We start from the raw sequence: 26,317 nt of genomic DNA, 5'->3' as shown, positions 1-26,317 counted from the left end.
GCGCGCGGCGAAACATGGCGAAACAGCTAAAAGAGCGGCTTTAAAAAGTTAAAAAAATGGCGGGGAAATCGGTTAAATAGAGCGGAAACCACCAAAATAGGGAGACATCCATGGATCAACGCATTATTCCGCTGTCGGAGTGCCCGCAGTTTGCCGATGTGTGCGCCGCCTGGGCCTTCGGCCAGTGGGGTTCACAACGCGGCGGCACGCTGGAGCGCACCCAGCTGCGCTTCGCCCAATGCAGCCGGCCAAGCGACGATCACCTGACGCTGATGATGATCGACGGCGATCGCCCGGTGGGCATGGCCAGCCTGTGGCCCAGCGACGATCATCAGCGCCAGGATCTCACCCCGTGGCTGGCCGGCGTCTTCGTGCATCCCGATCACCGCCGCAAGGGCATTGCCCACCGCCTGGAGATGGCGATCGTCGAAGCGGCGCGGCAGCGCCATCATTCGATTTTGCATCTCATCACCGACAAATCGGAAGCGCTGTACGCCGGCTGGGGTTGGCAGCCTCTGGAACGCCGGCGGCAGTATGACGAAGACGTGGTGGTGATGGTGAAAACGCTGTAGTTAACGCGGCGTACAGACATACACCAGCGCCGGCGGGAAATTGCGCACCACCCGCAGGCGCTTCCAGTGAAAATAGCGGGACAGCAATTTTTCCGACAGGTGGCTGTATTGAAACAGCACCAGCGTGCCGTTGCGCGCCAGCAGCCGCTGCCGGGCCTGCTGAAGGATGCGCACGCTGATCCTGACCGGGATCGACAGCAGCGGCAGGCAGGAAAACACCACGTCATAATCCGTGGCCATTTGGGTCGCCGAATGGGCCATCACCTGCAGCCGCCGATCGTCTATCCCCCGCAGCCGATGCACGAAATGCGGTTGGATCTCGAAAGCCTCCAGCGCCGCATCGGCGCGCATCCTCCCCAGAATGCGTTTGGTCAATACGCCGTCCGCCGCCCCCAGCTCCGCGATCGACAGCGCCCGGGTCCATTCAACCTGGTTCAGCATCGCCTGGCACAGCCACGGGGAAGAAGGCGCCAGCGTACCGACGGTGCGCGGTGAAGCCATAAATTGCTGCAGGTAAGCGAAGTGATTCATCAGTTGCAGCCGGGTCGCATTTAACATTGAGGCCTCCTTGGGTTAAGCCCTCAATGTGAGCCGAATTTCTTAAGTATTCATTAACATGATTCCGAAAGCGGCGGACACAGTTGTAATAAAATGCAACCTCAGTCGCAGCGGAAAAATACAAAACGGTCGTAATAATGACCTGAAAATAAGCCGCCCACGCGCGCCCTATCAGATAATTATTACGACCGTTTATTTTATTGGCCACGTTGCCGTGGCCAGAGGGTAAAAAACCAACGCTTAGCGATAAATTTCCGCATTGCCGCGCCAGTTGCTGGAATCCCCGGGGGTGTCCAGACCGATAATGCGGTAATGGCCGGCGCCGTCCGCCGCGGCTTTTTCTTTCAGGGCGTGAATGGCGTCATGCGGTGAGCCGCTAATGCCGGAAACCGACACCACGCCGAGGCTTTGCAGATTGGCGGCCTGTTCGCTGTTGACCTGTTTCACCGACGACAGCGGCGCGGCGAAAGTGGAGAAGGAAGCGGCGGCGATCAATACTGCTGCGATGCTTGGGATAAGTTTCATGATTGACTCCAGGTGTTCTTGTTTATTAGCTCGTTGTCAGTGATGTTAATTATCCGCTAGCCAATGAAAACGGACGTCATGCAACGTAAAGAACATCAATCATTGTGAGGAGAATAAGGAGGAAGTGAGAGCGAGTGTGTATTTTAAGGCGGAAATGACTTTATAGGGTTCACCTTACCCTTATTTGATGAACAATTAAAGACGGGGAGAAAGAAAGAACGCGCGCCGCCGCTATTTAAGATTTTTTACCCGCCGGGGCGCGCTGAGCTACGCTGATTTTGGCGATGTGGGAGAGCATCTCGCGCGGCAGAACGCCGCAGCGGCACGCGAAAGCCTGAAGCAAAAGGGGGCGCTATCGCCCCCGATATCGGTCACTTCAAGGGGTGCGGCAAGGTGAGCACCCAGAGCTCGCTCAGCGACTCCGGCTGCTCCAGCGGGCGCAATTCGATGCGGGCGTCGGTCTTGTCGCCGTCGAGGCTCAGCCGCCCTTCTTTCTCCAACTGGTAGTCGCCGATTTTCTTGCTCTTTGGCGACGCATCCACCAGCTTGGCCTGCAAGCCGAAATCGTTGTCGTTGATCACCGCCAGCGTGCGATCGTCGATCAGCGCCAACCCTTCGGCTTTCTCCTGGCGCCAGCCCAACTGGCGCAGATCCGCCACTTCCCGTTTCTGCGCCAGCTTCACGCCGCGTTTGGCGAGCTCTTTCGCATCGTCGAACTCCAGCGCTTTCCCCTGGTCGTCAAACGCGCTCAGATCGCTGGCCTGCGCGAGATCCACCAGATAGATCTTGTTGATCATCGTCTTATCTTTATCGCTTCCCTGTTCAATCAACAGGACGCGCTGGTTGTCCAACGCCACCACATCGCCAATCTTGGCGTCTTTGGCTTTTTTATAGCTGTCGATATCGATGGGATAGCCGTACATGGCGGTTTTGCCACTGCGCGGATCGAAGCTCACCAGCCGGATAAACTGCGCCTTGTTTTTGCTTTTGCCCTCGACATCCAGCGTGCTCTGCACCGCCGCCAGAATGCGCCCATCCGGCATTCGGGTCAGCCCCTCAAAACCGCGGTTGGGCTGGCGCCACTTCAGGATGTTCGGTAAACCGCTCGCCACCGCCTGCTCGCCGGCCTGCGGCGTTGGGCCGTATTTGGCAAGAATTTTGCCTTTGCCGTCGACATGGATCAGAAACGGGCCGTACTCGTCACACAGCCAATAGCCGCCGTTGCCGTCACCGATGATGCCTTCGGTATCCAACCCGCGGCGATCGCCGGACAGCGGTTGCAGCGCGTCATTCAACGCCACTTCGTTCGTGGAACCAATCAGCTCGCCCGGCAGCGGCAGCCCGCTGATCGGCCCTTTTTCGTCATGCAAGGGCCGCGCATTCTCGGCCACGGCCTTGCCGCCGCCAATACGAATGTCCATCAACAGGGGCACGAATTGCGGATTGGCGAAAATCTTGGCTTCTTGCTTGCCCACCGCAGGGGCATCGGCATTCGGGCCGCGATCGGTCAGCGTCGTCAGCACCAGATCGTCGCCCTGCTTGCTGTTGAACGTCAGCCCTGAGCCGATCCCCACCGGCAGCCCCTGCGGGAAATTCTTGGCGAACGCCCCCTGATACGCGACGCGTTCCCCGCCGGGAAAGCCGACCACATAACGCGCCACCTCAATGTCGGCAGCGTAGGTGAATACAGGAAACAGTGAAGCCAACAGCAGGGAGAGCGATTTTATTTTCATGGTTTTTACCCGAGGTTGAATGAAGCGTTATCAGGCAGAAGAAGATATTAATTTAGCATGACACTTAGATGACAACAGGCCATTCGTCAAATGCACAATCGGTAATAAGGTTGGCTGGCAAATAGAAATTAGCAATTAACCTGAGCGTATTGAATGGGGAAAACCGCTGGAAAAAATCGCCCGAAAATAGCGTGCCATTTCGCTTAGGGTAAATTCTTATGGCAAAGATAAAAAAATCGGCAAACGCGCGCCGGCACGGGAAAAAACGGCGTTTTTCTCATAGACAAAATAAAATGCCGAGGATTTAATACCGCCGTTATTCAAGGTGCATTAAGAGAATTCTATAGAATATCTGCATGAACTGAAAAAGCTGTTCTATAGTTTTTAGTGCTAACGCCCGTTAGTCAATTCCGCAGGATGGAATCTATGTCAAAGCGACTTTTTGCCGAATTTTTTGGCACATTTTGGTTGGTGTTTGGTGGTTGTGGTAGCGCAGTATTAGCAGCGGCATTCCCACAGCTGGGTATTGGTTTCCTCGGCGTTGCGCTCGCTTTCGGTCTGACCGTGGTGACGATGGCCTATGCCGTCGGCCATATTTCCGGCGGGCACTTTAACCCGGCGATCACCGTCGGCTTATTCGCCGGCGGCCGTTTCGCGGCGAAAGACGTGATCCCTTACGTTATCGCTCAGGTGATCGGCGGTATCGCCGCAGCGGCGGTGCTGTATTTGATCGCCAGCGGCAAAGCCGGTTTCGACGCCACCGCAGGCGGTTTCGCCTCCAACGGTTACGGCGAACACTCTCCGGGCGGTTATTCTCTGCAATCAGCAATCGTGATTGAACTGGTACTGACCGCCTTCTTCCTGATCGTTATTCATGGCGTGACCGACAAACGCGCGCCGGCAGGCTTCGCCCCGCTGGCGATCGGCCTGACGCTGACCCTGATCCACCTGATCAGCATCCCGGTGACCAACACCTCCGTCAACCCGGCGCGCAGCACCGGCGTAGCGATCTTCCAGGGCACCTGGGCGCTGCAGCAGCTGTGGGTATTCTGGCTGGTGCCGCTGGTCGGCGGCATTATCGGCGGCCTGATCTACCGCTGCCTGCTGGAAGACAAAAAATAAGCGCATCGCAGCCGATAGCGTTTCGCGGGGCAGCCTTCATCGGCTGCCCCGTTGCTTTCAGCCCTTCGTCACTTCAAACATCATGATATCACTGGTAAAGGTGCCGTCCGGCTGAATGGCGAAATGCGCCGCCACCTCCTGCGACACGCTTTGCTGCAGCGCGCGGATCGCGGTAACGAAATGCGCCGGCGTGCGCATGCGCGCCACCCAACTGCCAAACTCCAGCATCAACCGATCCGACGTCACCTCGCGCACCACCAGCCCGGCTTCGGTCAGCAACGTCAGCCACTCGCCCGGCGCATAGTTGCGCACGTGTGAGGTGTCGCGCAGCACTTCCACGGTTTGCAGATAGATATCCAACAGCGGATGCCCCGGCGAGACCACGTCCATAAAGATCGCTCTGCCGCCCGGCTTGAGTACCCGCCTGACCTCACGCAGCGCCTGGCCGACGTCGTGCCAGTGGTGCGCCGAATAGCGGCTGATGACCAGATCGAAGCCGGCGTCCTCAAACGGCAAAGACTCCGCCACGCCCTGCTGCAGCTGAATGTTGTTCAGGCCTTTTTCCGCCGCCGCCTGCTCCACCACCGCCAGCATCTGCGCCGACAGATCGTAGGCCACCACCTGTGCCACCCTGGCCGCCGCCGTGAAGCTGGCATGCCCGGCGCCGCAGCCCAGATCGAGCAAGCGCGCGCCGGCGTGCGGTTCCAGTAACTGTGCAAGGCGCTGCAAATCCTTGCCCTGCGCGTGTACCGCGCTGGTTAAGTAGGCGTTGGCCTGCTCGCCGAACTGCCGGTCTACCGCGTTTTTATGGCTGTTGCTGATGCTCATGTTTGCTCCCGTTATTATCCGGCTTGCGCCTGTGCCTGAAGACTTTCGGCTACTATAATCAGGCTACTATACGGGTACAATATGAGCAGTTATCCTGGTATAAATAGGTACCACGCTATGTCATCAGAAGCCTTATCCGGGCCAAAGGCCCTCGGCGCGTTTCTGCGCGCGCACCGCGAACGCATCACGCCGGAAATGCTCGGCCTGCCCAGTTCCTCGCGCCGCCGCACCAGCGGCCTGCGGCGCGAAGAGCTGGCGCAAATCAGCGGCATCAGCGCCACCTGGTATACCTGGATCGAACAGGGGCGCGAGGTGTCCATTTCCCCCTTCACGCTGGCGCGCATCGCCAAGGCGCTGCGGCTCGGCCCCGCCGAACGCCACTACCTGTTTACCCTGGCGCGCGTCGCCGACCCCGAGCAGGAAACTCACCGCGAAACCGCCAACGACGGGGTGCTGCAAAGCGTGCACCAGATGACGGTGCCTTGTTACCTGCTGGACGTGACCTGGAACGTCGTCGCCTGGAACCCGCAGGCGGCGGCGCTGTTCAGCGGCTGGCTGGATGTGGCCAACAGCCCCAACCTGCTGCACTTCATGTTCTTCCACCCGCTGGCGAAAACGCTGGTCAGCGATTGGGAAGAACGTGCCCGCCGCGTGGTGGCCGAATTCCGCGCCGAAACCAGCCACCATCAAAACACCGAAGAGATGCGCGCCTTCGTGCGCAACATGACGCACAACAGCGCGGACTTTAATCACTGGTGGAAACAGCATGACGTGATGGCGCGCGAAGGCGGCGAGCGCGCGTTCGAGCACCCTCAGCAAGGTACGCTGCGCTATCGCCAGCTCACCTTCCACCCGGCGGAGCACGGCGGCCTGAAGCTGGTGATGCTGATCCCGCTGCCGTAATTGGTAACAAATTCATAGACAGGTTTACCCGTCATTTATTTATTGGTTCATGTAAACGCGCTAGGGTGATTGTTACCGATGACAACGATCATCCAGCACCGTTATTTATCTCCCGAGGTACGCCTATGCAATCCGAAGAACAACGCCTTATCGATGGTCTGTTTGGCCGCCTGAAAGAAGCCGAGACCAAGACGGGCCCACGGGATCTCCAGGCAGAACAGCAAATCAATCAGCATATTCGCGAGCAGCCTTCCGCCCCTTATTACATGGCGCAGGCGATGATCATTCAGGAAGCGGCGCTCAAGCAGATGGACCAGCGGGTCAAAGAGCTGGAAACCCAGGTTGCGCAGCTGCAGCAAACCGCCAACGGCCAACAGAGCAGCGGCGGTTTCCTGGCCGGCCTGTTCGGCGGCGGCAGCCGCAATACGCCTAGCCCGCGTGAACAGTATCAGGCGCAGCAGCAAAATACGGCGGCCTGGAACAACGCGCAGCAGGGGGGCTACGCGCAGCCACAGCAGCCAGCCTACGCCCAACCGCAGCAGGCGGCGCCTTCACGCGCCGGCGGCTTCCTGGGAGGCGCCTTGCAAACGGCGGCGGGCGTCGCCGGCGGCGTGGTATTGGCCGACATGCTGACCGGCATGTTCCGCCATTCGCAGCCGCAGGAAATCGTGAACATTATCGAAGAAACCCCGGCGCCGCTGGACGACAGCGCGATGCGCAATTTCGACGCCTCCAACAACCTTGATACCTTCAACAGCGGCGACGGCGGCAGCTTCCTGAATCAGGACAACGGCTTCCAGAACGCCAACTACCAGGACGACCAGGACTACGCCGACGACGATTACAACGACGACGACGATTCCTTCCTGTAATGCCTCTCTCCCCCTCTCACCCGCAGAGGGGGGATTTCCCGTTTCGCCGATCTGGACTACAGTGAACGCTGTTTATTTATCCGGCCGGGAGAAACGATGCCGAGCTTTAATCCTTCAGCCCCGTACTTCAGCGAACGCCTGCAGATGCGGCCGCCGGTGATGGCGGACCTCGAACGTTTCTACGCCATCTTTGGCGATCCGCAAACCCAGCTTTTCAACCCCGCCGGCCCGCTCACCAGCGAAGCGCAGGCCGCTTCGGCGCTGCAGGAGCGGCTCACCGGCTGGCGGCAACACGGCTACGGCTCCTGGGCGCTCGCCCTGCGCGAACGGCCGGATTGGGTTATCGGGTTTGGCGGGTTGTCTTGGAAACCGCTCGGCGCGCAGCGCACCGTGAACCTCGGCTATCGCTTCGACACCCGCGTCTGGGGCATGGGGCTGGCCACCGAGATGGCGCGGGCTTCACTGCAATACGGGTTTGTCGGGCTGGGTCTGGGTGAGATTTCCGCCATTGTGCGCGCGGAGAATCAGGCTTCGTGGCGGGTGCTGGAAAAGATCGGCATGCAGCGTGTGGATACGCTGGATGACGTGCCCGGCGCGGCGCCGAGCCTGGTGTATACGCTAAAGCGCGGCGACTATCAGGGCTGATCGTCGCTGATTTTAGCCAACGCCATGCGGTAAGATTTGACCTTCTGACGCTTTTTCAGCCAGGTGGTGGTAGAGACGATGAACACCGCGCCCGACATCGCCAACACGCCGATCGGGTGGCCGTAAAACACCATCAAGGCAAAGTACACGGCGGAAACGATCGCCACCCACTTCGCCGTATTGCCCATGTCGCTCTTCTCCTGGGTCAAACGGCGGATGTGTTCTTCTTCACTGATTCCCATACGCGCTCCTTGTTGGCTGAACGTTCCATTATATGGGGCTGGAATGTTGATATTTCAAGCAGTTGGATGGTAAAGAAGCGTAAAGCTCAGGCCGGCGATTCCCGCCGCCGGGGCAGATAGCGCCCGGGCTGATCGGCGCCCGGCAGGCCGGTGCCGTCGTTGCGGCCAAACAGCCGGTAGCGATTGCCGGCGACCGCGTCGTAGACCTTGTCCGCCAGCCGCGGCGGCAGGTAACGCGCCAGCGCCAGCACGCGGTACGGCCACCCCAATTGGCGCAGCGCCTGGAACAGCGCAGCCGAACGCAGCCAATAGCACCCCTGCTCAACATAGACCACGGAATCGAAACGATCGGTCGGCAGCCCCAACGCCTGCAGGATCGCCTGCCCTTCGACGGATTGCACCGTCGCCAACAGAATGCACCGCTGCCGATCGGCGCGAATAAGATACCTCACCAGCCCGTGACACAGATTGCATTCGCCGTCGAACAACAGCGCGCGATCGCCGGGCTGGAGATAGGGCAATGGTGATAAAGGGGTCATTCCGCCTCCCGTTAAACGCACGCCTTAGCCTAACGCGCCTTGAGCGTGCGAACCAGAGCGGGATGACGGCCCGTTAACGCGCAGGCGGGGCGTCCGGCACGGCGACCACCGCGACGCGCACCTCGTAATGTTTGGCGCTGCCCGCCGGGATCACCGCCGTCAGTTTATTGATGGTTTCCACCGGATTGTCGCTGACCGAGGTGGCGCAGAACAGTTCGCCGCCGTGGCAGAACCCCGGCTTGGGCGGGTGCCCGCCCGGGAAAGGCGGCATGCGCATCGGCTCATCCGCCGCGGGCGGCACCGCTTTGGCCGCAGGCGCCTCGGGGGCAGATATCGCGCTCGCGCTGAACAACAGCGCCATGCCCATGCAGGGCAGCGCCAGGATCTTGATTGCTTGTTTCATTGAATTAGCCTCATTTGCCGGGTTCGGGATTACGCTACCCCGCTCCCGGCTAATGAGAAAGCCGCTTTTCGCTACCTTTTCGCCCCGCTACGTTTTGCTTACATCCCGCGTCTAACTTAATGAAAACAGAAGATTTGGAAGCACTCCGATTTTTCCATCCTTCCACACGGCGCATACAACCCTGTGTGGAAGGCTTTAATTTTCCAATCAACCACTTAATGGGGATACAGGCTAGCTTTCCTGCTTATCTTTTCTCTTCTGCCTAAAGTTTTCGTCATTAATACAATATTGGTAAGAATCAACGATCAACCCCGTTAGCCGCAAAATATTTTCCGGGCGGTCGATAATGATATGCCCCCCTGCTGCCAACTCCAGGCCGGCGCGAGTTATCTCAGCCTGCCTGGCATCGTCTATCTCAAGCGGAAGCAAAATGGTTGGGCGTTGCTTATTGTCGAAATAACGCAGAATCCAACGCGTCGTCTTCCCTTGAAAGAGGATGCTGTAATAGCTTTCGGTATCTTTCGCAACCAGCTCTGCCTCAGTGCCCAAGATCATCGCCACATTGTCAAACAGGCACCTTTCTGCAAAGGTCGTCACTATTTTACTATTCTCGGGGTCAACGATCGGGGCGAGCGGGTCGGGTCTGTTTTGCGTTTCACCTTCATCTGGTGACTCAGACGTTACAACACTTTCCGACGTCACTGACAGACCAGAAACGACCATCGCACTCACTGCTTTTTCAACAGCCAAACGAACCAATGGCGTTATTGTGTCCAAAAAACGTTGGTTTAGCTGACGCTGAACGTTAGAGCGACTTGCCACATAACGAACAAAATCTGAATCAACGTCTCGAAGGCTGGCGCTGATAGTTTTTGTAAATGAAGTCAGATAGATACTTTCTTCAGCTAACGTTCGCAGCGCTTCAGGCTGAAATTGGTCGTGTCTAAATCTATAAAGCTGATCAATATCAGAATCGTTTAGATTATTAAAATCTATTTTCAGGAATGGCGAATCATCCATGATGTTCTTATCTTTCAGATCGGTGAAAAATCGCCATTCTTTTCCATTAGTTATTGCAGAAACCGTGACCTCTGGTGTCGCATTAAAATAGCGAGATAGCTGGGGACTATGGTTTGACAGATTTTGATTGAAAGACTTCGCCTCGATGAACATGACGGGAACCGCATGGCAAAAAAGGGCGTAATCAACGCGCTCACCCACTTTAACACCTGGAAAATCAGCACCATACTCTGCCTTCACCTTAGTGGGGTCATACGGATGAAAGCCTAAGGTTTCTAATAACGGCAAAATTAATGCCTGCTTAGTCGTTTCCTCAGTATTGCAATGCTGGCCAACAGAGGCCACATGAAGAACATGGGCCTTAAGCTTATCTCTGAATGCATTCATCAACCATCCCTCTGCTGTGTTAAATCGCTGTAGTCTTAAATCACACGTTCAAAAGTGCTTTTCTTGCAACAAAGCGGTGTTCTTAAATAGAACTCCGTCAATATTTAATAGAATTAGCATTAATTATTAGTTATATAGCAGAACAAATAGCCTTAATCAAAATAGGAACACGAAGACCTACAGCCGATCACAATAAAAAAGAGATAAGTATTAACAGATGGGAATTTATAGCGAGTGAACCATTATTGGTACTTATACAGAATCCAGCGACAAATGATGGGCAGGGAATACTGCCCATCTATCGCGCGCGTTACTTACCGTTCGTCAGCGTGTTATAGCTGGTCATCAGATTGCGGTAGTCCGGGATATGGTTGGAGAACAGCGTGCCCAGGCCTTCGATGTCGTTGCGCCAGTCGCGGTGCAGTTCGCAGGCGACGCCGAACCAGGTCATCAGCTGCGCGCCGGCGGCTTCCATGCGGCTCCAGGCCGACTGACGCGTCAGCTCATTGAAGGTGCCGGAGGCGTCGGTCACCACAAAGACCTCAAAGCCTTCATTGAGCGCCGACAGCGCCGGGAATGCCACGCACACTTCGGTCACTACGCCGGCGATGATCAGCTGTTTACGGCCGGTGGCTTTTACCGCCTTGACGAAGTCGTCATTATCCCAGGCGTTGATTTGGCCAGGGCGAGGAATGAAGGGAGCATCGGGGAATTGGGCTTTCAGTTCCGGCACCAGCGGGCCGTTGGGGCCGTTTTCGAAACTGGTGGTGAGAATGGTCGGCAGATTGAAGTACTTCGCTAAATCACCCAGCGCCAGCACGTTGTTTTTAAACCGATCGGGATCGATATCGCGCACCAGCGAAAGCAGCCCTGCCTGATGATCCACCAGCAATACGGCGGCCTGGTCCTTGTCGAGGCGCTTGTAATTTGCAGTCATGGTTTTACTCCTGTGGGGGTTGATGTTGCGGATGAAACGCCCCGCCAGGGCGGGGCGTTGAGGTTTAAGTGTAGCGCCTGAGCCGGGGAACACGTCCCGCCCCAGGCGCCAAGGTCAGCCGGCGCTTGCTTCGGCGTTCATGCTGCCGAACTTGCCGCTGTTGAAATCGCGGAACGCCTGCTGGATTTCCGCGTCGCTGTTCATGACGAACGGGCCGTAGCCGACGATAGGCTCATCGATCGGTTCGCCGCTCAGCACCAGCAGCGCGACGTCGTTGTTGGCTTCAATCGTGATCGAATCCCCCGCCCGGTCGAAACGCACCATTTGGGTTTCGCGCACCACCTCTTCGCCGTTGACCAGGATCGCACCGTGCAGCATCACCAACGCCAGCGTATGGCCTTCTTTCACCGTCAGCGTGGTGGTGTGGCCGGCATTCAGCTTCATATCCCACACGTTGAGCGGGCTGAAAGTGCGTGCCGGGCCTGCGTGGCCGCCGAAGTCCCCGGCGATCACCCGCACCTGCCCTGCGCCGTCCGCCAGCGGAACCACCGGAATATCGGCGTTCAGCAGCGTCTGGTAACCCGGCTCGGCCATTTTGTCCTTGGCCGGCAGGTTGACCCACAGCTGCACCATTTCCATGGTGCCGCCCTTGCGCGAGAACTCCCGCGAATGGAACTCTTCGTGCAGAATGCCGGAGGCGGCGGTCATCCACTGGACGTCGCCGGGGCCAATCACCCCGCCGCTGCCGGTCGAGTCGCGGTGTTCCACTTCGCCTTGATAGACGATGGTCACCGTTTCAAAACCGCGATGCGGATGCTGACCCACGCCGCGGGTGCCGGAGGCAGAGCGGAATTTGGTTGGCGCCGCGTGATCAAGCAGCAGGAACGGGCTCATTTCCGCCCCCAAATCGTTATAAGAGAACAGCGAATTCACCAGGAAACCGTTACCGACCCAATGTGCTTCCGGGCTGTTGTGAATACCGAGGATTTTTTTCATCTTGAACTCCCGTTTCAGGCCTCACGGCCTTAAGTTGATGTCGGAAGTTTAATCCGTCGGGATTTGCTGCAGTAGTAGGCAAGATGTACACTCAGCGTTCTACTGGTAGAACGATAAGGGATAGGATGCTGACCGATCTGAACGATCTGTTTTTCTTCGCCAGCGTGGTCGATCACCAGGGATTCGCCCCCGCCGGCCGGGCGTTGGGCATTCCCAAATCCAAGCTCAGCCGCCGCGTGGCGCTGCTGGAAGAGCGGCTGGGCGTGCGCCTGATCCAGCGCTCGACGCGGCGTTTCTCGGTGACCGAGGTCGGCCAAAACTATTACGCGCACTGCAAGGCGATGCTGGTGGAAGCGGAAGCGGCGCAGCAGGCGATCGAACAGACGCGCGCCGAGCCCTGCGGCACGGTGCGCATGTCCTGCCCGGTGGCGATCCTGCACACCCGCGTCGGCAGCATGGTGGCGGCCTTTATGGCCGACTATCCGAAGGTGACGGTGCATCTGGAAGCGACCAACCGCCGGGTGGACGTGGTGGGGGAAGGGTTGGATCTGGCGATCCGCGTGCGGCCGCCGCCGCTGGAAGACAGCGATCTGGTGCTGAAGATCCTGGCGCAGCGCACCTGGTGCGTCGCCGCCAGCCCGGCGCTGGTGCGTACCCTCGGGCCGGCGCACGCGCCGGAAGACCTGCGTAAATACCCGACGCTCGATCTCGGCCCCGCGCGCGCTCAGCACCAATGGCGGCTGACCGGCCCGCAGGGTGAACGGGTGGAGTGGGAACACACGCCGCGGCTGGTCACCGACGACATGCTGATGCTGCGCACCGCCGCCATCGCCGGCGCCGGCATCGTTCAGCTGCCGGCGATGATGATGCGCGACGACATGCTGCGCGGCGAACTGGTCCAGCTGCTGCCCGGCTGGCAGCCGCAGGGCGGCGTGGTGCATGCGGTTTACCCGTCGCGCCGCGGGCTGCTGCCGGCGGTAAGGCTGCTGCTCGATTATCTGGGCGAGCAGTTCACCAGCATCGAAGAGGAGTGATCAGGCGGTGATTTCAATCGCGTTGCCGTCCGGATCGCGGATGACGGCCTCGTAGAAGCCATCGCCGGTCCAGCGCGGCGCGGACAGCAGGATACCCTCCTGCTGCGCGCGCTGCGCCAACCGATCGACCTGCCCCTCATCCCCCAGCGACAGCGCGATGTGCGCCCAGCCCACCCGCTCTTCCTGGGCCTGCGCCGGCAACAGCGTCGGCACGCGCATGATCTCCAGCGTCGGCCCGGCCGCCAGGCTGACGAAGCGGGAAACAAACCCCGGCCGGTTGCGGCTGACATACTCCTCGCCCGCCTCAGCGTTGAAATAGCGCTGCCAGAACGCCAGCTGCGCGTCGATGTCGCGGGTCCACAGGGCTACATGGGCTATTTTCATCATCATTCTCCGGTCGGTAAATCGCTGTGCCAAACCTGGCCACCGCCCTGCGCCACCCGCAGCTCGAGCTGCGGGTGCGCGCCGCGCGCCGTCACCAGATGATCCACCCGCCCGGCGGGCAGGAAGGGGTAAGGGGCGTAGGTATTGAGCTTATCGCGGGTACACAGCACCGCCACGCTGCCGGCGCGCGTCAGCAGCCGCTTTTTGAACGTGGCATCCTGGTAGCTCAGCGCGGAAAAGCCGCCGTCCGGGTCGTAGGCGCAGATGCCGGTGAACACCAGATCGAAATGGAAACCGTCTATCTCTTCCGCGGCCTTGGCGTCCACGCAGCCGCCAACCTGCGCATCCAGCTCGCCGCCGATCAGAATGGTGCGGAGCCCCGGCCGTTCCAGCATTTTGCCGGCGATGCTCAACGCATTGGTCACCACCGTCAAACGCCGATCGCGCGGCAACAGATCCGCCAGATACAGGTGGGTGCTGCCGGCGTCGAGGAAGATCAGCTGCTCTTCACCGATCAACCCCAGCGCGGTCTGCGCCAGCGCCAGCTTCTCATCGCCGCTGAGCGCCATGCGCGCCGCAACGGGCCCCTCGGCCGGCGTCGGCGCCAGCGCGCCGCCATAGATGCGTTTGCACAGATTCTGCGCCGCCAGCTGGCGCAGATCGCGGCGGATGGTGGCTTCGGTGGTATTTAGCCGCTGCGCCATCTCCAGCGCCAGCACCCGCCCCTGTTGGCGAAGCGTGTCGAGAATGGCCTGGTGGCGCTCATTCGGTAGCAGTTTGGACATCGTGTCAATCCGGTGACGCTAAAGTGATCACAAATGTACACAAACAAACACAAACGTACAACCGTGAGCGAAAGAAAAATCGCCGGGCAGGATTTTCGCCTGCGGGATGTTGGCTATACTGAGGCAAGCGAAGTTACCGCAGACGTAACGGCTTGGACGCTAAGGGAAAACGATGTTATTGACGATCGCAAGGTGGCTGTTTCAACTCCCCGGGAAGCTGTTCGGGCTGATTTTCAAAAATCGCCTGAGGATATTTTTGTTCTTCATGCTGGTCGCCGTTGGGGTGCTCGGCGCCAAGCGCTATCTGCGCGCCCACCAATATGACGACGAGTTCAGCCTCGCCGCCCCCGCCGATTACAACCGCGCAATAAAGCGCGAAATGCCGCTGCGCGAGGCGCGTGAACAGTGCGGCGGGCCGCTGCATGACAATGCCGGGCAGCCGTGGCCCGCCTCAGCGGGTTATCTGCATCAGCCGACGCGGCTGCCCACGGCCGGTCTGCATCGGCTGACGCTGGATAATAAGGGCAACGATTTTGCGGTGCTGGTCAAGCTGGAAACGCCGACGGCGCCGCAGCAGCTGGCGGAAGTCTTTATTCCGCCCGCCGGCAGCTTCGAGGTGAAAATCAATGCGGACGCGGAACACGTGATGAAAATCAAGAACATCAAGACCGGCTGCATGTTCCGCTCCCGGCCGTTCAACCTGGATAAACAGCGCGATTGGCGCATGCCGCTGACGCTACAAAAGGACGGCAGCCTGCAACTGCAGTCGATAGGCGATCGCCAATTCTGATCGGGCGCCGGGCGGAAAAGCCGGCGCCGCGAGGGTTACTTTTTCACCGGATGATCGCGGCGGAACAGCTCCCAGCTTTCAATTTCCTGCCCACTCGGCAAGGTACAGGTGGAATACTGGCCCGCCGCGTTCTCTTTGGCGTTCAGCTTGCCGCCGATTTGGGTGCAGTACACGTCGGCCGGGTTCGCCATGCCGATCGGTTTCACCTGCGGCGGCGGTGGCGCATCGTTGGATTTCACGGAACACCCCTGCAACATCGTCATCCCTGCCAGCAGGGAAAGCATCAACGTTTTTTTCATTTTTCCAGCTTATGCAAAAAAGAACGGCGGAGCGCTCCGCCGTTCGCTTATCATGAAATAAAGGATTTGCCCTGTTTCAGCACCAGATCGCAGGCTTTTTGCTTCACCTTCTCGGTGATCTGCGAGGTGCCCAGGCTGTTCAGATCCAGGCTCTTGCCTTCGCCGGTCTGCAGCAAGCCGCCCAGGCCCTGCTGATAATCCTGGCTCTTGGCGTTTTCGGTGCTGGTGATGCCCAGCTTGCTGAGCAGCTGATCTTTCACCCCTTCGGCGCCGTTAGCCGACAGCACGTTGTTTTTCACGCAGTACTGCAGGATGCCGGCGGCATTGGTCATGCTGCTGGAGCTCAACGCCTTGTCGCCACCGTTCAGCAGGCCGGTCAACGAGGAGAGCGACATGCCGCCGCTGCTGTCGCCGCCCGACTTACTCAGTTCGCCCGCCGCGCTGCTGAGGGAATCCATCAGCCCGGCGGCCTGGCTGGCGCCGCTGGCCAGGGTAGCGGACAGCGCCAAAGCCAGCAGTAAACGATGTTTGGTGATCATAGTGGTGAAACTCCTGTAATAACGGCATGCAATCGGCGCAGCGCGCCGGGATACCCTTTCCGACGCCGCCGGCGGCGACAAGTTCCTTTAATCTCGCCGCTGCGCCGTTTTTCGGAATTCAGGAAGTTTAGAACTGCCAGCGCAGCCAGGCGAAGAACACGTTGCCGTTGTTATAGGTGCCGGGAATGTAGGTCGCCTGGAACGTCAGCCGCTGATAGCCGATAGAAGCCAGCGGCAGCGGCGCCGGGATGGGAATGTATTTCCAGTTGTCACGCGCGGTGACGCTGGCGGTAAAGCCCAGCCCCAGGCGGAAATCCTTGTCATCCAGCGGGCGCCAGATCTTCTCGTAGGCGTAGCCGCCGATCGGCTCCCACTTGTTGAAGGAGTCCTTGAACGCCATGATGTAGATGCCGTGCCAGTCACCGTCGCTGTCGTAGCGGGAGATGCCGTAACCGGCGCCCCACGGGCGTTCGTTGTACTTATCGATATGTTCATCATCATAAGTCCAACGGTTGTGCCAGGTAATGGCCGGGATATAGAGATCGTGGTTAGGCGAGTTGTTCCAGGTCTCCGCCACGTTATCGGTAAAACGCTGCCATAGACCCGGTTTTTCAGCCTGCGCGGTATTGCCACTTTCTGTACCAACCTCAGCGTAAGAAGGCAGTGCAGGAAATATCAACGCCAGAGAACATGCCAAAAGAGTCCGTTTGAGAAACATCGTAAAGCTCCTGTAAAAATACGGCCGCAGATTTTTACCGATAGCCCAGGCAAGATCAAGCTGTATCTAATTTATCCAACGCCCGTTGTGCTTTGGTTAAGTTTAGCGCCGGAAAATGCCCAATAATTCATAACAAACTGTACTGATATCCGCATGCTATCGCCTTTAAGACGGTAAAGCCGTGGGAAAAGTCCGCTTTGTCGCACGCTACTCGCGGGCAAGATGCTTGACCAACACATCGACATCGAGACGGTTCACAAATTCCAGAGAATATGAGGAATAGAGGCCGAACAGGCGGTTTTGGTGCCCGACCACCACCAGATCGATGCCGGCCTGATGAATGAAATCGTTGACGTCCTTAAAGCGCCGGATGGTGACAATTTCCTTGACCGCAACCGGCGCATCGACGGCGCTCACCAACCGGCTCAGCATCGCCTTGGCGGCGATCACCTCCTGCGCCTGGCGATCTTTGACCAGCGCATCGCTGCCGTACTCCAGCTCCGCATAGTCGGCGTTAAGGTGGCCGACGGTGATGGCGATCGGCAGCCCGCGCACCATCACCACCGTTTGACGCAGCAACGGCAGCCCATCGCGCTCATCGTGAATCAGTACCAGAATATGTCGATAGCTTTTCATCGCTCTTTCCCCCGTCAGTCAGTGCCACTGGGGCACCGCCCTCTTTGGTAGGTATACGCCATCTGCGCGCACGTGGAGAAAAGTTTACGTATCACTTCCCACGGAATGTGATGGCCACCACGTTATCTTAGCGCCCGCAACGGCGTATTTTAACGCCGGCCCGACGTGGCGCGCACCGCCGCCCCCGTAAAGCAAAGCTGACGGAAACCGACGAATAAAAAACGATTGTTGTTAATTTTTTGTTTTTAATTGGTTGCGTGATGGTTTCTTAAAATAAGCGTGCGGCGGATCACCAAAATTCCCCTTTACGTCAGCGTCGGCTTTTCTTTTCCAGGCTAACTGCCGGGCACCGCCAGGCAGGATTTAACGCGGCATCAAAAGTACCGGTAAACTCCCCCTGCATCATGATAAATGCCAACGCGGCGCCGTTTCTCTGCTGATATTCCATCAAGGAAAAATACCGCCGCACGCCAATACGCAATATCCCTACTTTTTATGTCTTACTCAATCGCGTAAAGCGCCGAATACAAACCGCCCATTTTCCGGCTGCCAACCCTATCTTGAACAAGTCGACGCTTTAAATAACTGTTAATGCTAACGACACAACATCGCCAGCAATTTATTTTTGCTGATTTTCGCCTGACAAAATAAAGATAAATAATCCGGAGCAATCAATGAAAATAACTATCGGGTCATTCATTCTGCAACAGCTTCACGCCCTGAACGTCGATCGTATTTACGGCGTGCCCGGCGACTATAACCTCAGCCTGCTGGAGCTGCTGGAAAGCGACGACCGGCTGGCGTTTATCGGCAACTGCAATGAATTGAACGCCGCCTACGCCGCCGACGGCTATGCCCGAATGAAGGGCGCCGGCGCGCTGATCGTCACCTACGGCGTCGGCGATCTGGCCGCGCTGTCCGGCATCGCCGGAGCCTATGCCGAATCCTCGCCGGTGGTCTGCATCGCCGGCACGCCGCCGCTGCACGCGATGAAGAATCATCAGCTATTGCACCATACTCTGGGCGACGGCAATTTCGACAACGTCATGAACTGTTTTAAACAATTCACCGTTGCTCAAGCCTTGATTACGCCGGAAAATGCCGCGCAGGAAATTCCGCGCGTTATTTCCCGCGCCTGGATAGAGAAGAAACCGGTGTATTTACAGCTGCCTTCCGATATTTGCGACGTCGAAATTGAAATCACCGCAGCCACAGAGGCGCCGCAGTTGCCGGCCAGCGATAAATACAATGTGCAATTAGCGGCGATGGCGCTGTTAACCAAAATAAAACGCGCGCAGCGCCCGATCATGTTGGTCGACCAAATGGTGGATCGTTATCAGCTGCAGCGGTTGGTGATCGAGGTCGCTCACCGCTTTGCCATTCCGCTGACCAATATGCCGACCGCCAAATGCATCATTCCGGAAGATACCGCCGGTTGGATGGGCGGCTACAGCGGCAACCTGTCGCGCCCCGAACTGTATGAACGCATGGCGCACTCGGACTGCGTGCTGAGCTTCGGCGTGCGTCTGGTGGACTCCACCACCGGCTATTTCTCGCAGCAAATTCCCGCCGCCGCTCAGGTGGATATCCAGCCGTTCTCGCTGAAGCTGGACAGCACCTCCTATCCGGCGGTGGCGACGGCGGATCTGCTGCAGGCGCTGCTGGATCTGAGCGAAGACGCGCCGGTACAGCGCCTGGCGCCGCTGCCCGATCCGCGTGAAAAGCTGGCGACGCCGAGCGACGCCCCCATCGACCAGGCCTATCTGTGGCAACGGATCCAGCGATTTATCCGGGCAGATGACGTGGTGGTGGTGGAAAACGGCACCTCGGGCGCCGCCATCGGCGGCATGCGCATGCCCGGCGGTGTCAAGGTGGTCAACCAACCGATCTGGGGTTCGATCGGCTATACCCTGCCGGCGCTGCTCGGCACCCTGATGGCGGCGCCTGAGCGCCGTCACCTGCTGTTCATCGGCGACGGCTCCTTCCAGCTCACCGCGCAGGAAGTGTCTACCCTGCTGCGCTGCGAGCAAAAGCCGATCATCTTCCTGATCAACAACGACGGTTACACCATCGAGCGGTATATCCTCGGCGAAAACTCGTCCTACAACGACATCGGCCCGTGGGACTACGCCAAACTGCCGGCGGTATTGAATACCCAGGCGCAGCCGTTCAGCGTGGCGGTGGAAACCACGCAACAGCTGGAAATGGCCCTGGAACACGCCTCGCGGCAGGATCGGCTGGCGTTTATCGAGGTGAAAGTGCCGATGATGGACACGCCGCCGGTGATGAAAGAGTTCTGCAACCGCTGCAACAGCTTTAACTTCGGCCTGACCAACCCGCGCCGCAGCGCCTGATGCGCGATCGCGCCGCCGATGGTTTCAGGCCACCGGCGGCGTTTTCTTTTGGGTTACCCGCCGGCGCGCGCCATGCAGCGCTGGCGGCGTTCATCCACCCGTTTGGCGAACCAGGCGGTGGTCAGCTTGCGGGTGATTTTCGGGCTTTCCAGCTGGATGCCCGGTAGCATCTCGCGCGGCAGCTTGCCGCCCGCCAGCGCAAAGACCTTCTTATACAGATCGGTGTCGGCAAAGTCGGCCGTCTCGCCTTTCTCCAGCGCCCGGCGAATGGCGCTGTCGCTCATGTTCAGGCGCTTGCCGAGCGTGCGCACCGCCAGCTCGGTCGAGCCGGGCTTGTCGCTGCCGAAGTCGATAAGATCGCCGTCCAGCGCCAGCGGAATGGCGCTCGCCCGGCTGACCGCGTTTTGGAACGCCGCGTTGCGGCTGGCGTACCAGCCGGCGTTGAAGTCGGCAAAGCGATAAATCGGCCGGCTGTAATCGGCCGGATATCCCAGCAAATGCATAATGCCGAAGTACATGCCGCCGCGCCGGCTGAAGACTTCGCGGCGAATCGAGCCGTCGATCGGATAAGGGTACCCTTTGGCGTGCGCCTCGGCGAAGGCGATGCTCACCTGCATCGGGCCGCCGGTATGTACCGGGTTTAAATGGCCGAACAGCTTCTGCCCCATCGGCACGCGGTCGATCATGTCATCGAAGATATCGCTCAGATCCTTCTCGGTGCGCACCTTATCCAGCCGCTCGCTGTAGCTCTGCCCGTTCGACGACGAAATCTTCAACGCGGTGTGTACCAAAAAGTTCGGGATGTGCATCTGATCGGCGCGGCGGTCGATCTCCTTCCAGGCGATCTTCGGCAGCCCCGGCACCTGCGGGTTAGCCCGGAACGTCGACTCCTGTTCGGTCACCGCCAGCACCGAACACAGGTTCTCATCGCTCGGCTCGATGCCCTGCGCGGCGAAGGCGGCGGTAATATCGGTGGCCCAGCCCTGACGATCGCCGGCGTTGGCCGGGATCAGCGTCAGCAGCCGGGCTTTGACATCGGCGGGGCGCGCCGTCGGCGCCGTGGTGGTGGTTTTGCTGATACAGCCCGCCAGCGCCAGCAGCGCGGCCAGGCTCAGCCAACGGAAGGATATCGGGTGGAATAAACGAGGTATCGGCATCTTTTCCCTGAACGTGATGACATGAACAGCACTGAAATTAGCCCAGCCGCCGCGCACAATCCAGTATAAAGATATGCCACGCCTTTCCGTCAGGCCGCTATGTTCAAACGCTCGATAAAGATGTATTTTATATACATCATATAAATCACTTTGCTTGCCCAGCCAGAGGAGCCCCTTATGGAGCAGCAGCTGCTTTGCTATAAAACCCTGCCGGAATGGAACAGCGACACGCTGCCGGAGGCCTTCCGCCAGCGCCACAACACCCAGAGCGGCACCTGGGCGAAGCTCACCGTGCTAAGCGGCAGCCTGACGTTCGCCATGATGACCGAGGACGGCGCCACCACCGAGACCTGGCAGTTCAGCCCCGAAAGCCAGCCGCCGTTTATCGCACCGCAGCAGTGGCATCGCATCGTTTCCTTCTCGGACGACATGACCTGCCGGCTGGCGTTTTACTGCACGGCGGAAGATTACTACCACAAGAAATACGAACTGACGCGCACCCACTCCGAAGTGATCGAGGCGGCGGCGCGCATCGCGCCGGGCAAGGCGCTGGATCTGGGCTGCGGCGGCGGCCGCAATTCGCTCTATCTCAATCTGAAGGGTTTCGACGTCACCGCCTGGGACAAGCACGCGCCGTCGATAGACCGCCTCAATCAGATCATCGACGCAGAGCAGCTGACCCGCCTGAGCGCCGGGGTGCAGGATCTCAATACCCACCGCTTCAGCGGCGAATACGACTTCATCCTGTCCACAGTGGTGATGATGTTTCTCGAACGCCAGCAAATTCCGCATATCGTGCAAAACATGCAGGGCAGCACCGTACGCGGCGGCCATAACCTGATCGTGGCGGCGATGGATAGCGAGGATTATCCCTGCCCGCTGCCGTTTCCGTTCACTTTTAGCCCGGGTGAACTGCAGCATTATTATCGCGACTGGGAGATCCTCAAATACAACGAGGACGTCGGCCAGTTGCACAAGACCGACGCCGCCGGCAACCGTATCTCGCTGCGCTTCGCCACCCTGCTGGCGCGCAAGCTATAGCGCGTCGTGAAAGATCACCCCCAGCGTGTGGCGTTGGCCGGAACGTACCCGGCTGACGCCGTGGCGCAGATTGACCCGATAATAGCCTTTAGCCCCCGCCACCGGGCGATGATGCACGGCGAACACCACCGCGTCGCCCTGCTGTAGCGGCACCACCTCCGGCCGGCTCTGCATCCGCGGCCGCTGTTCGGTCAACACGAATTCGCCGCCGGTGAAATCCCGTTCGGGGGCGGAGAGCAAAAACGCCACCTGCAGCGGAAACACCCGCTCGCCGTACAGATCCTGATGCAGGCAGTTGTAATCCCCCGCTTCGTAACGCAACAGCAGCGGCGTCGGCCGCCGTTGGCCGGCCCGGTGGCATTCGGCCAGGTAGGCCTCGTGTTCGGCGGGATAGCGTGCCGCCAGGCCCAATAAGGTATTCCAGCGGTTGGCCACCAGCGCCAGCCGCGCATACATCAGGCTGCGCGCCTCGGCCACCGGCAGCGGCAGCGGGTAGGCGAAATACCGGTACTCGCCGCGGCCAAAACCGTGCTGCGCCATCACGATGCGGCTGCGAAAATGCGCATCGTGCGGGTAAAGCGCCGAAAGCTCGCGGCACAGCTCTTGGCTGAGCACGCCAGGCAACCGCGCACAGCCCTGCGCATCGAGTTCACGTTCAATCGCCGCCCAGTCCAATTCGGCCAGCCGCGCCGCCAGCGAGCGGCTCATCGCTGCGCCTCTTTTTCCAGCAAGGCTTTCTTGCGCTCGACGCCCCAACGATAGCCGGACAAAGCGCCGTCGTTGCGCACCACCCGGTGACAGGGGATCGCCACCGCCAGCACGTTGGCGGCGCAGGCGCCGGCCACCGCGCGCACCGCTTTGGGCGCGCCGATGCGCCGGGCGATGTCGGCATAGCTGACAGTTTCGCCGACCGGTATCGTCTGCAGCGCTTGCCAGACCCGCTGTTGAAACGCGGTGCCGCGAATATCCAGCGGCAGCGCCAACCCGTTCTCCGGCGCTTCAATCAACCCCACCACCTGCGCCATCAGCGCTTCATACTGCGCGTCGCCGCCGATCAGCTCGGCATTGGGAAATTTGTCCTGCAGATCCTGCACCAACCGCTGCGCATCGTCCCCCAGCAGAATGGCGCAGATGCCCACCTCGCTCTGCGCCGCCAGGATCTCGCCCAGCGAACAGCGCCCGACGGCGAAATGGATGCGCATGCCTTTACCGCCCGCCCGGTAGGCCTTCGGCGTCATGCCCAGCGCGGCGTTGGCTTGCCGGTAGAAGCGGCCGTTGGCGCCATAGCCGGCGTCGAAGATCGCGTCGGTCACCGTCTCCTGCTGCGTAAGACCGGTGCGCAAGCGCTGGCTGCGCTGCGCGTCGGCATAGCCTTTCGGCGTCAGGCCGGTGATCGCTTTGAACAGCCGGTGGAAATGGTATTGGCTCAACCCGACGTGGCGCGCCAGGGCCTGCAGCGACGGCGCTTTCTCCGCCCGTTCGATATAGCGGCAGGCCTCGGCTATCTGCCGCGCATGCTGCTCGGTCAACGGCGTCAGCCCCTGGCGGCAGCGTTTGCAGGGCCGATAACCCGCCGCCTCCGCCTGCTCGGCATCGTCGAACAGCTCCACGTTTTGCCGATTCGGCTGGCGTGACGGGCAAGAAGGCGAGCAATACACGCCGGTGGTTTTCACCGCATAGATAAAGCGGCCGTCGGCTTGCTTGTCGCGGCTGACGATCGCCAGCCAGCGCGGATCGGCGCTGTCGATTACGTTTTTCATCATCCGTTCCTCACTGCGGTTTCGATGTTAACCAGCATAGTGACGGGCCGTTGGCGAAACACGCCGACTCTTGCTTTTTAATTCGGCGCCGACGTTTTCAGCAATGTTTCGACAATTTTTAACCAACAACATGAAGTTTATTACGTTGCCAACCCGGTTGCACAGCGTTAGGATCGCGGCCGGTCACGGGCGTGGCCAGTGTTTTTGCCTGTTAGTTGCGCGCATGGAGAGGTTATTGTGTTAGAGAGTTTTGGCGTCCTGAATTTATGGACCTATTTGGCCGGGGTGGTCTTCATTATCATTCTGCCGGGGCCGAATACGCTGTACGTACTGAAAACCGGCGTATCGCGCGGCGTGCGCGCCGGCTACACCGCGGCGCTCGGCGTGTTCATCGGCGATGCAATCCTGATCTTCTGCGCCTATATCGGCGTGGCTTCGCTGATCCGCACCACGCCGTTCCTGTTTACCCTGGTGCGTTTTCTCGGCGCGATTTACCTGCTGTTCCTCGGCGCAAAAATCCTCTACGCCACCTTCGTGCAGAAGGCGCAGGCGCAACAGCAGCAGAGTGAAGGCGGCCACAGCATTCTGCGCAAGTCGCTGACGCTGAGCCTGACCAACCCGAAAGCTATCTTGTTTTACGTGTCGTTCTTCGTGCAGTTCATCGACTTCAACTACGCGCACACCGGGCTGTCGTTCACCATTCTGGCGCTGATCCTCGAAGCCGTCAGCTTTATCTACATGAGTACGCTGATCTTCTCCGGCGCGATGCTGGCGCATTTCTTCAATCACAAGAAAGGCCTGGCGAAGCTCGGCAACGGCCTCATCGGCCTGCTGTTCCTCGGCTTCGCTACCCGTCTGGCGACCCTGAGCTCGTGATCCCTCCCGGCCAGCGCCCGCCGGCCGCGGTTTACCCTTCCGTCACGGCAAAATGACACGCAGGGCAAACCGAATGTCAGGCAGACCAAAGCCGCCGCTTTTCCGCTGATCTAGACTTGCAGGGTTAACGATAACCTGATGAGCCTGATCGGAGGATGTATGTCTGACAATACCGTAGCCGTGCTGGATAGCGTGTCGCGTTTTCTCGATCGTCAGCATGGGCTGTATATCGACGGCCAGTGGCGCGCGTCCGCCGCGGAAGGCCGCCTGGCGGTGTATAACCCCGCCAATGGGCAGCAGATCGCCACCACCGCCGACGCCAACGAGCAAGACGTCGCGCTGGCGGTGCAGTCCGCCCACAAAGCCTTCAGCGAAGGCGTCTGGGCGCAGCGTCTGCCGGTAGAACGAGAACGCATCCTGCTGCGCTTCGCCGATCTGGTGGAGCAGCACGCCGAGGAGCTGGCGCAGCTGGAAACCCTGGAGCAGGGCAAGTCCATCAACATCGCCCGCGCCTTCGAAGTCGGCAGCACCCTGAACTGGATGCGTTACACCGCCGGGCTGGCGACCAAAATCACCGGCCAGACGCTGGACGTCTCCATTCCGATGCCGCCGGGCGCCAAATATCAGGTTTATACCCGTAAAGAGCCGATTGGCGTGGTCGCCGGCATCGTGCCCTGGAACTTCCCACTGATGATAGGCATGTGGAAAGTGATGCCGGCGCTGGCCGCAGGCTGCTCCATCGTCATCAAGCCGTCGGAAACCACCCCGCTCACCCTGCTGCGCATCGCCGAACTGGCGAGCGAAGCCGGCGTGCCGCCGGGCGTGTTCAACGTGGTCACCGGCCGCGGCACCGTGTGCGGCAAGGCGCTGACCGAACATCCGCTGATCGCCAAAGTCAGCTTTACCGGCTCCACGCCGGTGGGCAAAAGCATCGCGCGCGCGGCGGCGGATCGCCTGACCCGCGTGACGCTGGAACTGGGCGGTAAAAACCCGGCCATCGTGCTGAAAGATGCCGATCCGCAGCAGGTGATCGAAGGCCTGATGCTCGGCAGCTTCCTCAATCAGGGGCAGGTGTGCGCCGCCAGCTCGCGAATTTATATTGAAGCGCCGATTTATGACCAGCTGGTGGCAGGTTTCGAACAGGCGGTGAAATCGCTGTCGGTCGGGCCGGGGATGGATACCGGCGCGCAAATCAACCCGCTGGTGTCGCTCGCGCACCGCGACAAGGTGGCGGCCTACCTGGACGACGCCCGGGCGAAAAACGCCGAGCTTATCGGCGGCGCGGCCGGGCCGGATGCCAACGGCTTCTACATTCCGCCGACGCTGGTGATCAACCCGGACGACAGGCTGAACCTGACGCGTGAAGAAGTGTTCGGCCCGGTGGTCAACCTGATTCGGGTGGCCAGCGCCGAGGAGGCACTGAGCAAGGCCAACGACACCGACTTCGGGCTGACTGCCAGCCTGTGGACCACCAGCCTGCAGCAGGCGATGGCGCTGACGCCGCGCATTCAGGCCGGCACCGTGTGGGTCAACACCCATACGCTGATCGACCCGAACATGCCGTTCGGCGGGTTCAAACAGTCGGGCAGCGGCCGTGATTTCGGCCCGGATTGGCTGGACGCTTACACCGAGTCGAAATCGGTCTGCATCCGCTATTGAGTG

Annotated in this window: 30 protein-coding genes; 11 read left to right on the top strand and 19 right to left on the bottom strand. The window is 59.5% G+C overall.

The features are described 5' to 3' along the window. Nucleotides 1-110: 110 nt before the first annotated feature. On the top strand, nt 111-572 hold the full coding sequence (locus tag SSARUM_RS04540) for a GNAT family N-acetyltransferase (RefSeq protein ID WP_060423260.1): 462 nt from the start codon (nt 111-113) through the stop codon (nt 570-572). On the opposite strand, the gene SSARUM_RS04535 is transcribed toward SSARUM_RS04540, so the two are convergent. The 3 genes from SSARUM_RS04535 to SSARUM_RS04525 all read right to left on the bottom strand — a co-directional run bounded on the left by SSARUM_RS04535 (nt 573) and on the right by SSARUM_RS04525 (nt 3,388). Continuing rightward, a complete protein-coding gene (locus SSARUM_RS04535) occupies nt 573-1,130 on the bottom strand; it encodes a class I SAM-dependent methyltransferase (protein ID WP_060423257.1) in 558 nt (185 codons plus the stop codon). 240 nt (nt 1,131-1,370) lie between these two features. After that, on the bottom strand, nt 1,371-1,655 hold the full coding sequence (locus tag SSARUM_RS04530; RefSeq protein ID WP_038873191.1) for a YdgH/BhsA/McbA-like domain containing protein: 285 nt from the start codon (nt 1,653-1,655) through the stop codon (nt 1,371-1,373). Between the two features lie 371 nt (nt 1,656-2,026). Then, nucleotides 2,027-3,388, bottom strand: a complete 1,362-nt coding sequence (locus SSARUM_RS04525; protein WP_043146679.1) for an esterase-like activity of phytase family protein — start codon at nt 3,386-3,388, stop codon at nt 2,027-2,029. A gap of 426 nt (nt 3,389-3,814) precedes the next feature. On the opposite strand from SSARUM_RS04525, the gene aqpZ reads away from it, so the two are divergent. Next, nucleotides 3,815-4,510, top strand: a complete 696-nt coding sequence (aqpZ, locus tag SSARUM_RS04520) for an aquaporin Z (RefSeq protein WP_025301712.1) — start codon at nt 3,815-3,817, stop codon at nt 4,508-4,510. Nucleotides 4,511-4,567: 57 nt separating this feature from the next. Here the strand turns inward: aqpZ and SSARUM_RS04515 are convergent, their stop codons facing one another. After that, nucleotides 4,568-5,338, bottom strand: a complete 771-nt coding sequence (locus SSARUM_RS04515; RefSeq protein WP_033647366.1) for a class I SAM-dependent methyltransferase — start codon at nt 5,336-5,338, stop codon at nt 4,568-4,570. Nucleotides 5,339-5,455: 117 nt separating this feature from the next. Between SSARUM_RS04515 and SSARUM_RS04510 the strand changes: the two genes are divergently transcribed. The 3 genes from SSARUM_RS04510 to SSARUM_RS04500 all read left to right on the top strand — a co-directional run bounded on the left by SSARUM_RS04510 (nt 5,456) and on the right by SSARUM_RS04500 (nt 7,758). Then, nucleotides 5,456-6,241: a helix-turn-helix transcriptional regulator gene (locus SSARUM_RS04510; protein WP_060429602.1), complete on the top strand. Its 786-nt coding sequence runs from the start codon at nt 5,456-5,458 to the stop codon at nt 6,239-6,241. 125 nt (nt 6,242-6,366) lie between these two features. Continuing rightward, nucleotides 6,367-7,113, top strand: coding sequence for a DUF2076 domain-containing protein (locus tag SSARUM_RS04505; RefSeq protein WP_048321305.1), 747 nt, complete (start codon nt 6,367-6,369; stop codon nt 7,111-7,113). Nucleotides 7,114-7,209: 96 nt separating this feature from the next. Next, nucleotides 7,210-7,758, top strand: coding sequence for a GNAT family N-acetyltransferase (locus SSARUM_RS04500; RefSeq protein WP_033647370.1), 549 nt, complete (start codon nt 7,210-7,212; stop codon nt 7,756-7,758). On the opposite strand, the gene SSARUM_RS04495 is transcribed toward SSARUM_RS04500, so the two are convergent. The 6 genes from SSARUM_RS04495 to SSARUM_RS04470 all read right to left on the bottom strand — a co-directional run bounded on the left by SSARUM_RS04495 (nt 7,749) and on the right by SSARUM_RS04470 (nt 12,282). Beyond that, entirely contained in the window at nt 7,749-8,000 is a 252-nt protein-coding gene (locus SSARUM_RS04495) for a hypothetical protein (protein WP_033647371.1), read from the bottom strand. The genes SSARUM_RS04500 and SSARUM_RS04495 overlap by 10 nt on opposite strands. Before the next feature lie 86 nt (nt 8,001-8,086). Further along, nucleotides 8,087-8,539 carry a thiol-disulfide oxidoreductase DCC family protein gene (locus tag SSARUM_RS04490; protein ID WP_060429600.1) on the bottom strand — a complete coding sequence of 151 codons (453 nt, stop codon included), beginning with the start codon at nt 8,537-8,539 and terminating at the stop codon, nt 8,087-8,089. 73 nt (nt 8,540-8,612) lie between these two features. Further along, complete coding sequence (locus SSARUM_RS04485) at nt 8,613-8,942, bottom strand: hypothetical protein (RefSeq protein WP_033647375.1); 330 nt, start codon at nt 8,940-8,942, stop codon at nt 8,613-8,615. A 231-nt stretch (nt 8,943-9,173) separates the two neighbouring features. Continuing rightward, nucleotides 9,174-10,349, bottom strand: coding sequence for a type I restriction endonuclease (locus SSARUM_RS04480; RefSeq protein WP_033647376.1), 1,176 nt, complete (start codon nt 10,347-10,349; stop codon nt 9,174-9,176). A 310-nt stretch (nt 10,350-10,659) separates the two neighbouring features. Next, nucleotides 10,660-11,286, bottom strand: a complete 627-nt coding sequence (gene ycaC / locus SSARUM_RS04475; RefSeq protein ID WP_004928476.1) for an isochorismate family cysteine hydrolase YcaC — start codon at nt 11,284-11,286, stop codon at nt 10,660-10,662. 114 nt (nt 11,287-11,400) lie between these two features. Further along, a complete protein-coding gene (locus SSARUM_RS04470; protein WP_033637244.1) occupies nt 11,401-12,282 on the bottom strand; it encodes a pirin family protein in 882 nt (293 codons plus the stop codon). 125 nt (nt 12,283-12,407) lie between these two features. Between SSARUM_RS04470 and SSARUM_RS04465 the strand changes: the two genes are divergently transcribed. Next, nucleotides 12,408-13,316, top strand: a complete 909-nt coding sequence (locus SSARUM_RS04465) for a LysR family transcriptional regulator (protein ID WP_033637243.1) — start codon at nt 12,408-12,410, stop codon at nt 13,314-13,316. Here the strand turns inward: SSARUM_RS04465 and SSARUM_RS04460 are convergent, their stop codons facing one another. Both SSARUM_RS04460 and SSARUM_RS04455 read right to left on the bottom strand, forming a co-directional pair. Then, nucleotides 13,317-13,700, bottom strand: a complete 384-nt coding sequence (locus SSARUM_RS04460) for a VOC family protein (protein ID WP_041033561.1) — start codon at nt 13,698-13,700, stop codon at nt 13,317-13,319. Nucleotides 13,701-13,702: 2 nt separating this feature from the next. Continuing rightward, complete coding sequence (locus SSARUM_RS04455) at nt 13,703-14,485, bottom strand: DeoR/GlpR family DNA-binding transcription regulator (RefSeq protein WP_060418255.1); 783 nt, start codon at nt 14,483-14,485, stop codon at nt 13,703-13,705. Between the two features lie 172 nt (nt 14,486-14,657). Here SSARUM_RS04455 and SSARUM_RS04450 point away from each other — a divergent pair, with 172 nt between their 5' ends. Next, nucleotides 14,658-15,275: a hypothetical protein gene (locus SSARUM_RS04450; protein WP_282494335.1), complete on the top strand. Its 618-nt coding sequence runs from the start codon at nt 14,658-14,660 to the stop codon at nt 15,273-15,275. Between the two features lie 35 nt (nt 15,276-15,310). On the opposite strand, the gene SSARUM_RS04445 is transcribed toward SSARUM_RS04450, so the two are convergent. From SSARUM_RS04445 to SSARUM_RS04430, 4 genes are all read right to left on the bottom strand, one after another. Next, nucleotides 15,311-15,574: a putative hemolysin gene (locus SSARUM_RS04445; protein WP_004940597.1), complete on the bottom strand. Its 264-nt coding sequence runs from the start codon at nt 15,572-15,574 to the stop codon at nt 15,311-15,313. 50 nt (nt 15,575-15,624) lie between these two features. After that, entirely contained in the window at nt 15,625-16,113 is a 489-nt protein-coding gene (locus tag SSARUM_RS04440) for a YjjA family protein (RefSeq protein ID WP_033637239.1), read from the bottom strand. Between the two features lie 127 nt (nt 16,114-16,240). Beyond that, nucleotides 16,241-16,831 carry a lipid IV(A) palmitoyltransferase PagP gene (gene pagP, locus SSARUM_RS04435; RefSeq protein ID WP_025301698.1) on the bottom strand — a complete coding sequence of 197 codons (591 nt, stop codon included), beginning with the start codon at nt 16,829-16,831 and terminating at the stop codon, nt 16,241-16,243. Between the two features lie 207 nt (nt 16,832-17,038). Beyond that, nucleotides 17,039-17,467: an adenine nucleotide alpha hydrolase family protein gene (locus tag SSARUM_RS04430; protein ID WP_049213771.1), complete on the bottom strand. Its 429-nt coding sequence runs from the start codon at nt 17,465-17,467 to the stop codon at nt 17,039-17,041. 674 nt (nt 17,468-18,141) lie between these two features. Between SSARUM_RS04430 and SSARUM_RS04425 the strand changes: the two genes are divergently transcribed. Then, a complete protein-coding gene (locus tag SSARUM_RS04425; RefSeq protein ID WP_060387330.1) occupies nt 18,142-19,821 on the top strand; it encodes an alpha-keto acid decarboxylase family protein in 1,680 nt (559 codons plus the stop codon). 53 nt (nt 19,822-19,874) lie between these two features. On the opposite strand, the gene SSARUM_RS04420 is transcribed toward SSARUM_RS04425, so the two are convergent. Beyond that, nucleotides 19,875-20,978, bottom strand: a complete 1,104-nt coding sequence (locus SSARUM_RS04420; protein WP_140926912.1) for a DUF1615 domain-containing protein — start codon at nt 20,976-20,978, stop codon at nt 19,875-19,877. 177 nt (nt 20,979-21,155) lie between these two features. Between SSARUM_RS04420 and tehB the strand changes: the two genes are divergently transcribed. Next, nucleotides 21,156-22,019, top strand: coding sequence for an SAM-dependent methyltransferase TehB (gene tehB / locus SSARUM_RS04415; RefSeq protein WP_060429201.1), 864 nt, complete (start codon nt 21,156-21,158; stop codon nt 22,017-22,019). Here the strand turns inward: tehB and SSARUM_RS04410 are convergent. Together SSARUM_RS04410 and ada are read right to left on the bottom strand one after the other, a co-directional pair. Beyond that, nucleotides 22,014-22,727 carry a 2OG-Fe(II) oxygenase gene (locus SSARUM_RS04410; protein ID WP_049213769.1) on the bottom strand — a complete coding sequence of 238 codons (714 nt, stop codon included), beginning with the start codon at nt 22,725-22,727 and terminating at the stop codon, nt 22,014-22,016. The genes tehB and SSARUM_RS04410 overlap by 6 nt on opposite strands. Continuing rightward, nucleotides 22,724-23,779, bottom strand: coding sequence for a bifunctional DNA-binding transcriptional regulator/O6-methylguanine-DNA methyltransferase Ada (gene ada, locus SSARUM_RS04405; protein ID WP_049213767.1), 1,056 nt, complete (start codon nt 23,777-23,779; stop codon nt 22,724-22,726). The genes SSARUM_RS04410 and ada overlap by 4 nt, the downstream gene beginning before the upstream one ends. A 237-nt stretch (nt 23,780-24,016) precedes the next feature. On the opposite strand from ada, the gene leuE reads away from it, so the two are divergent. Further along, nucleotides 24,017-24,655, top strand: a complete 639-nt coding sequence (gene leuE / locus SSARUM_RS04400) for a leucine efflux protein LeuE (protein WP_049213765.1) — start codon at nt 24,017-24,019, stop codon at nt 24,653-24,655. Between the two features lie 159 nt (nt 24,656-24,814). Next, nucleotides 24,815-26,314: an aldehyde dehydrogenase family protein gene (locus tag SSARUM_RS04395; RefSeq protein ID WP_043146653.1), complete on the top strand. Its 1,500-nt coding sequence runs from the start codon at nt 24,815-24,817 to the stop codon at nt 26,312-26,314. Nucleotides 26,315-26,317: the final 3 nt, after the last annotated feature.

This window comes from Serratia sarumanii (assembly GCF_029962605.1).
Taxonomy (GTDB): domain Bacteria; phylum Pseudomonadota; class Gammaproteobacteria; order Enterobacterales; family Enterobacteriaceae; genus Serratia; species Serratia sarumanii.
Note: the sequence above shows the minus strand (reverse complement) of the source record. Positions and strands in the feature narration are given on the sequence as shown.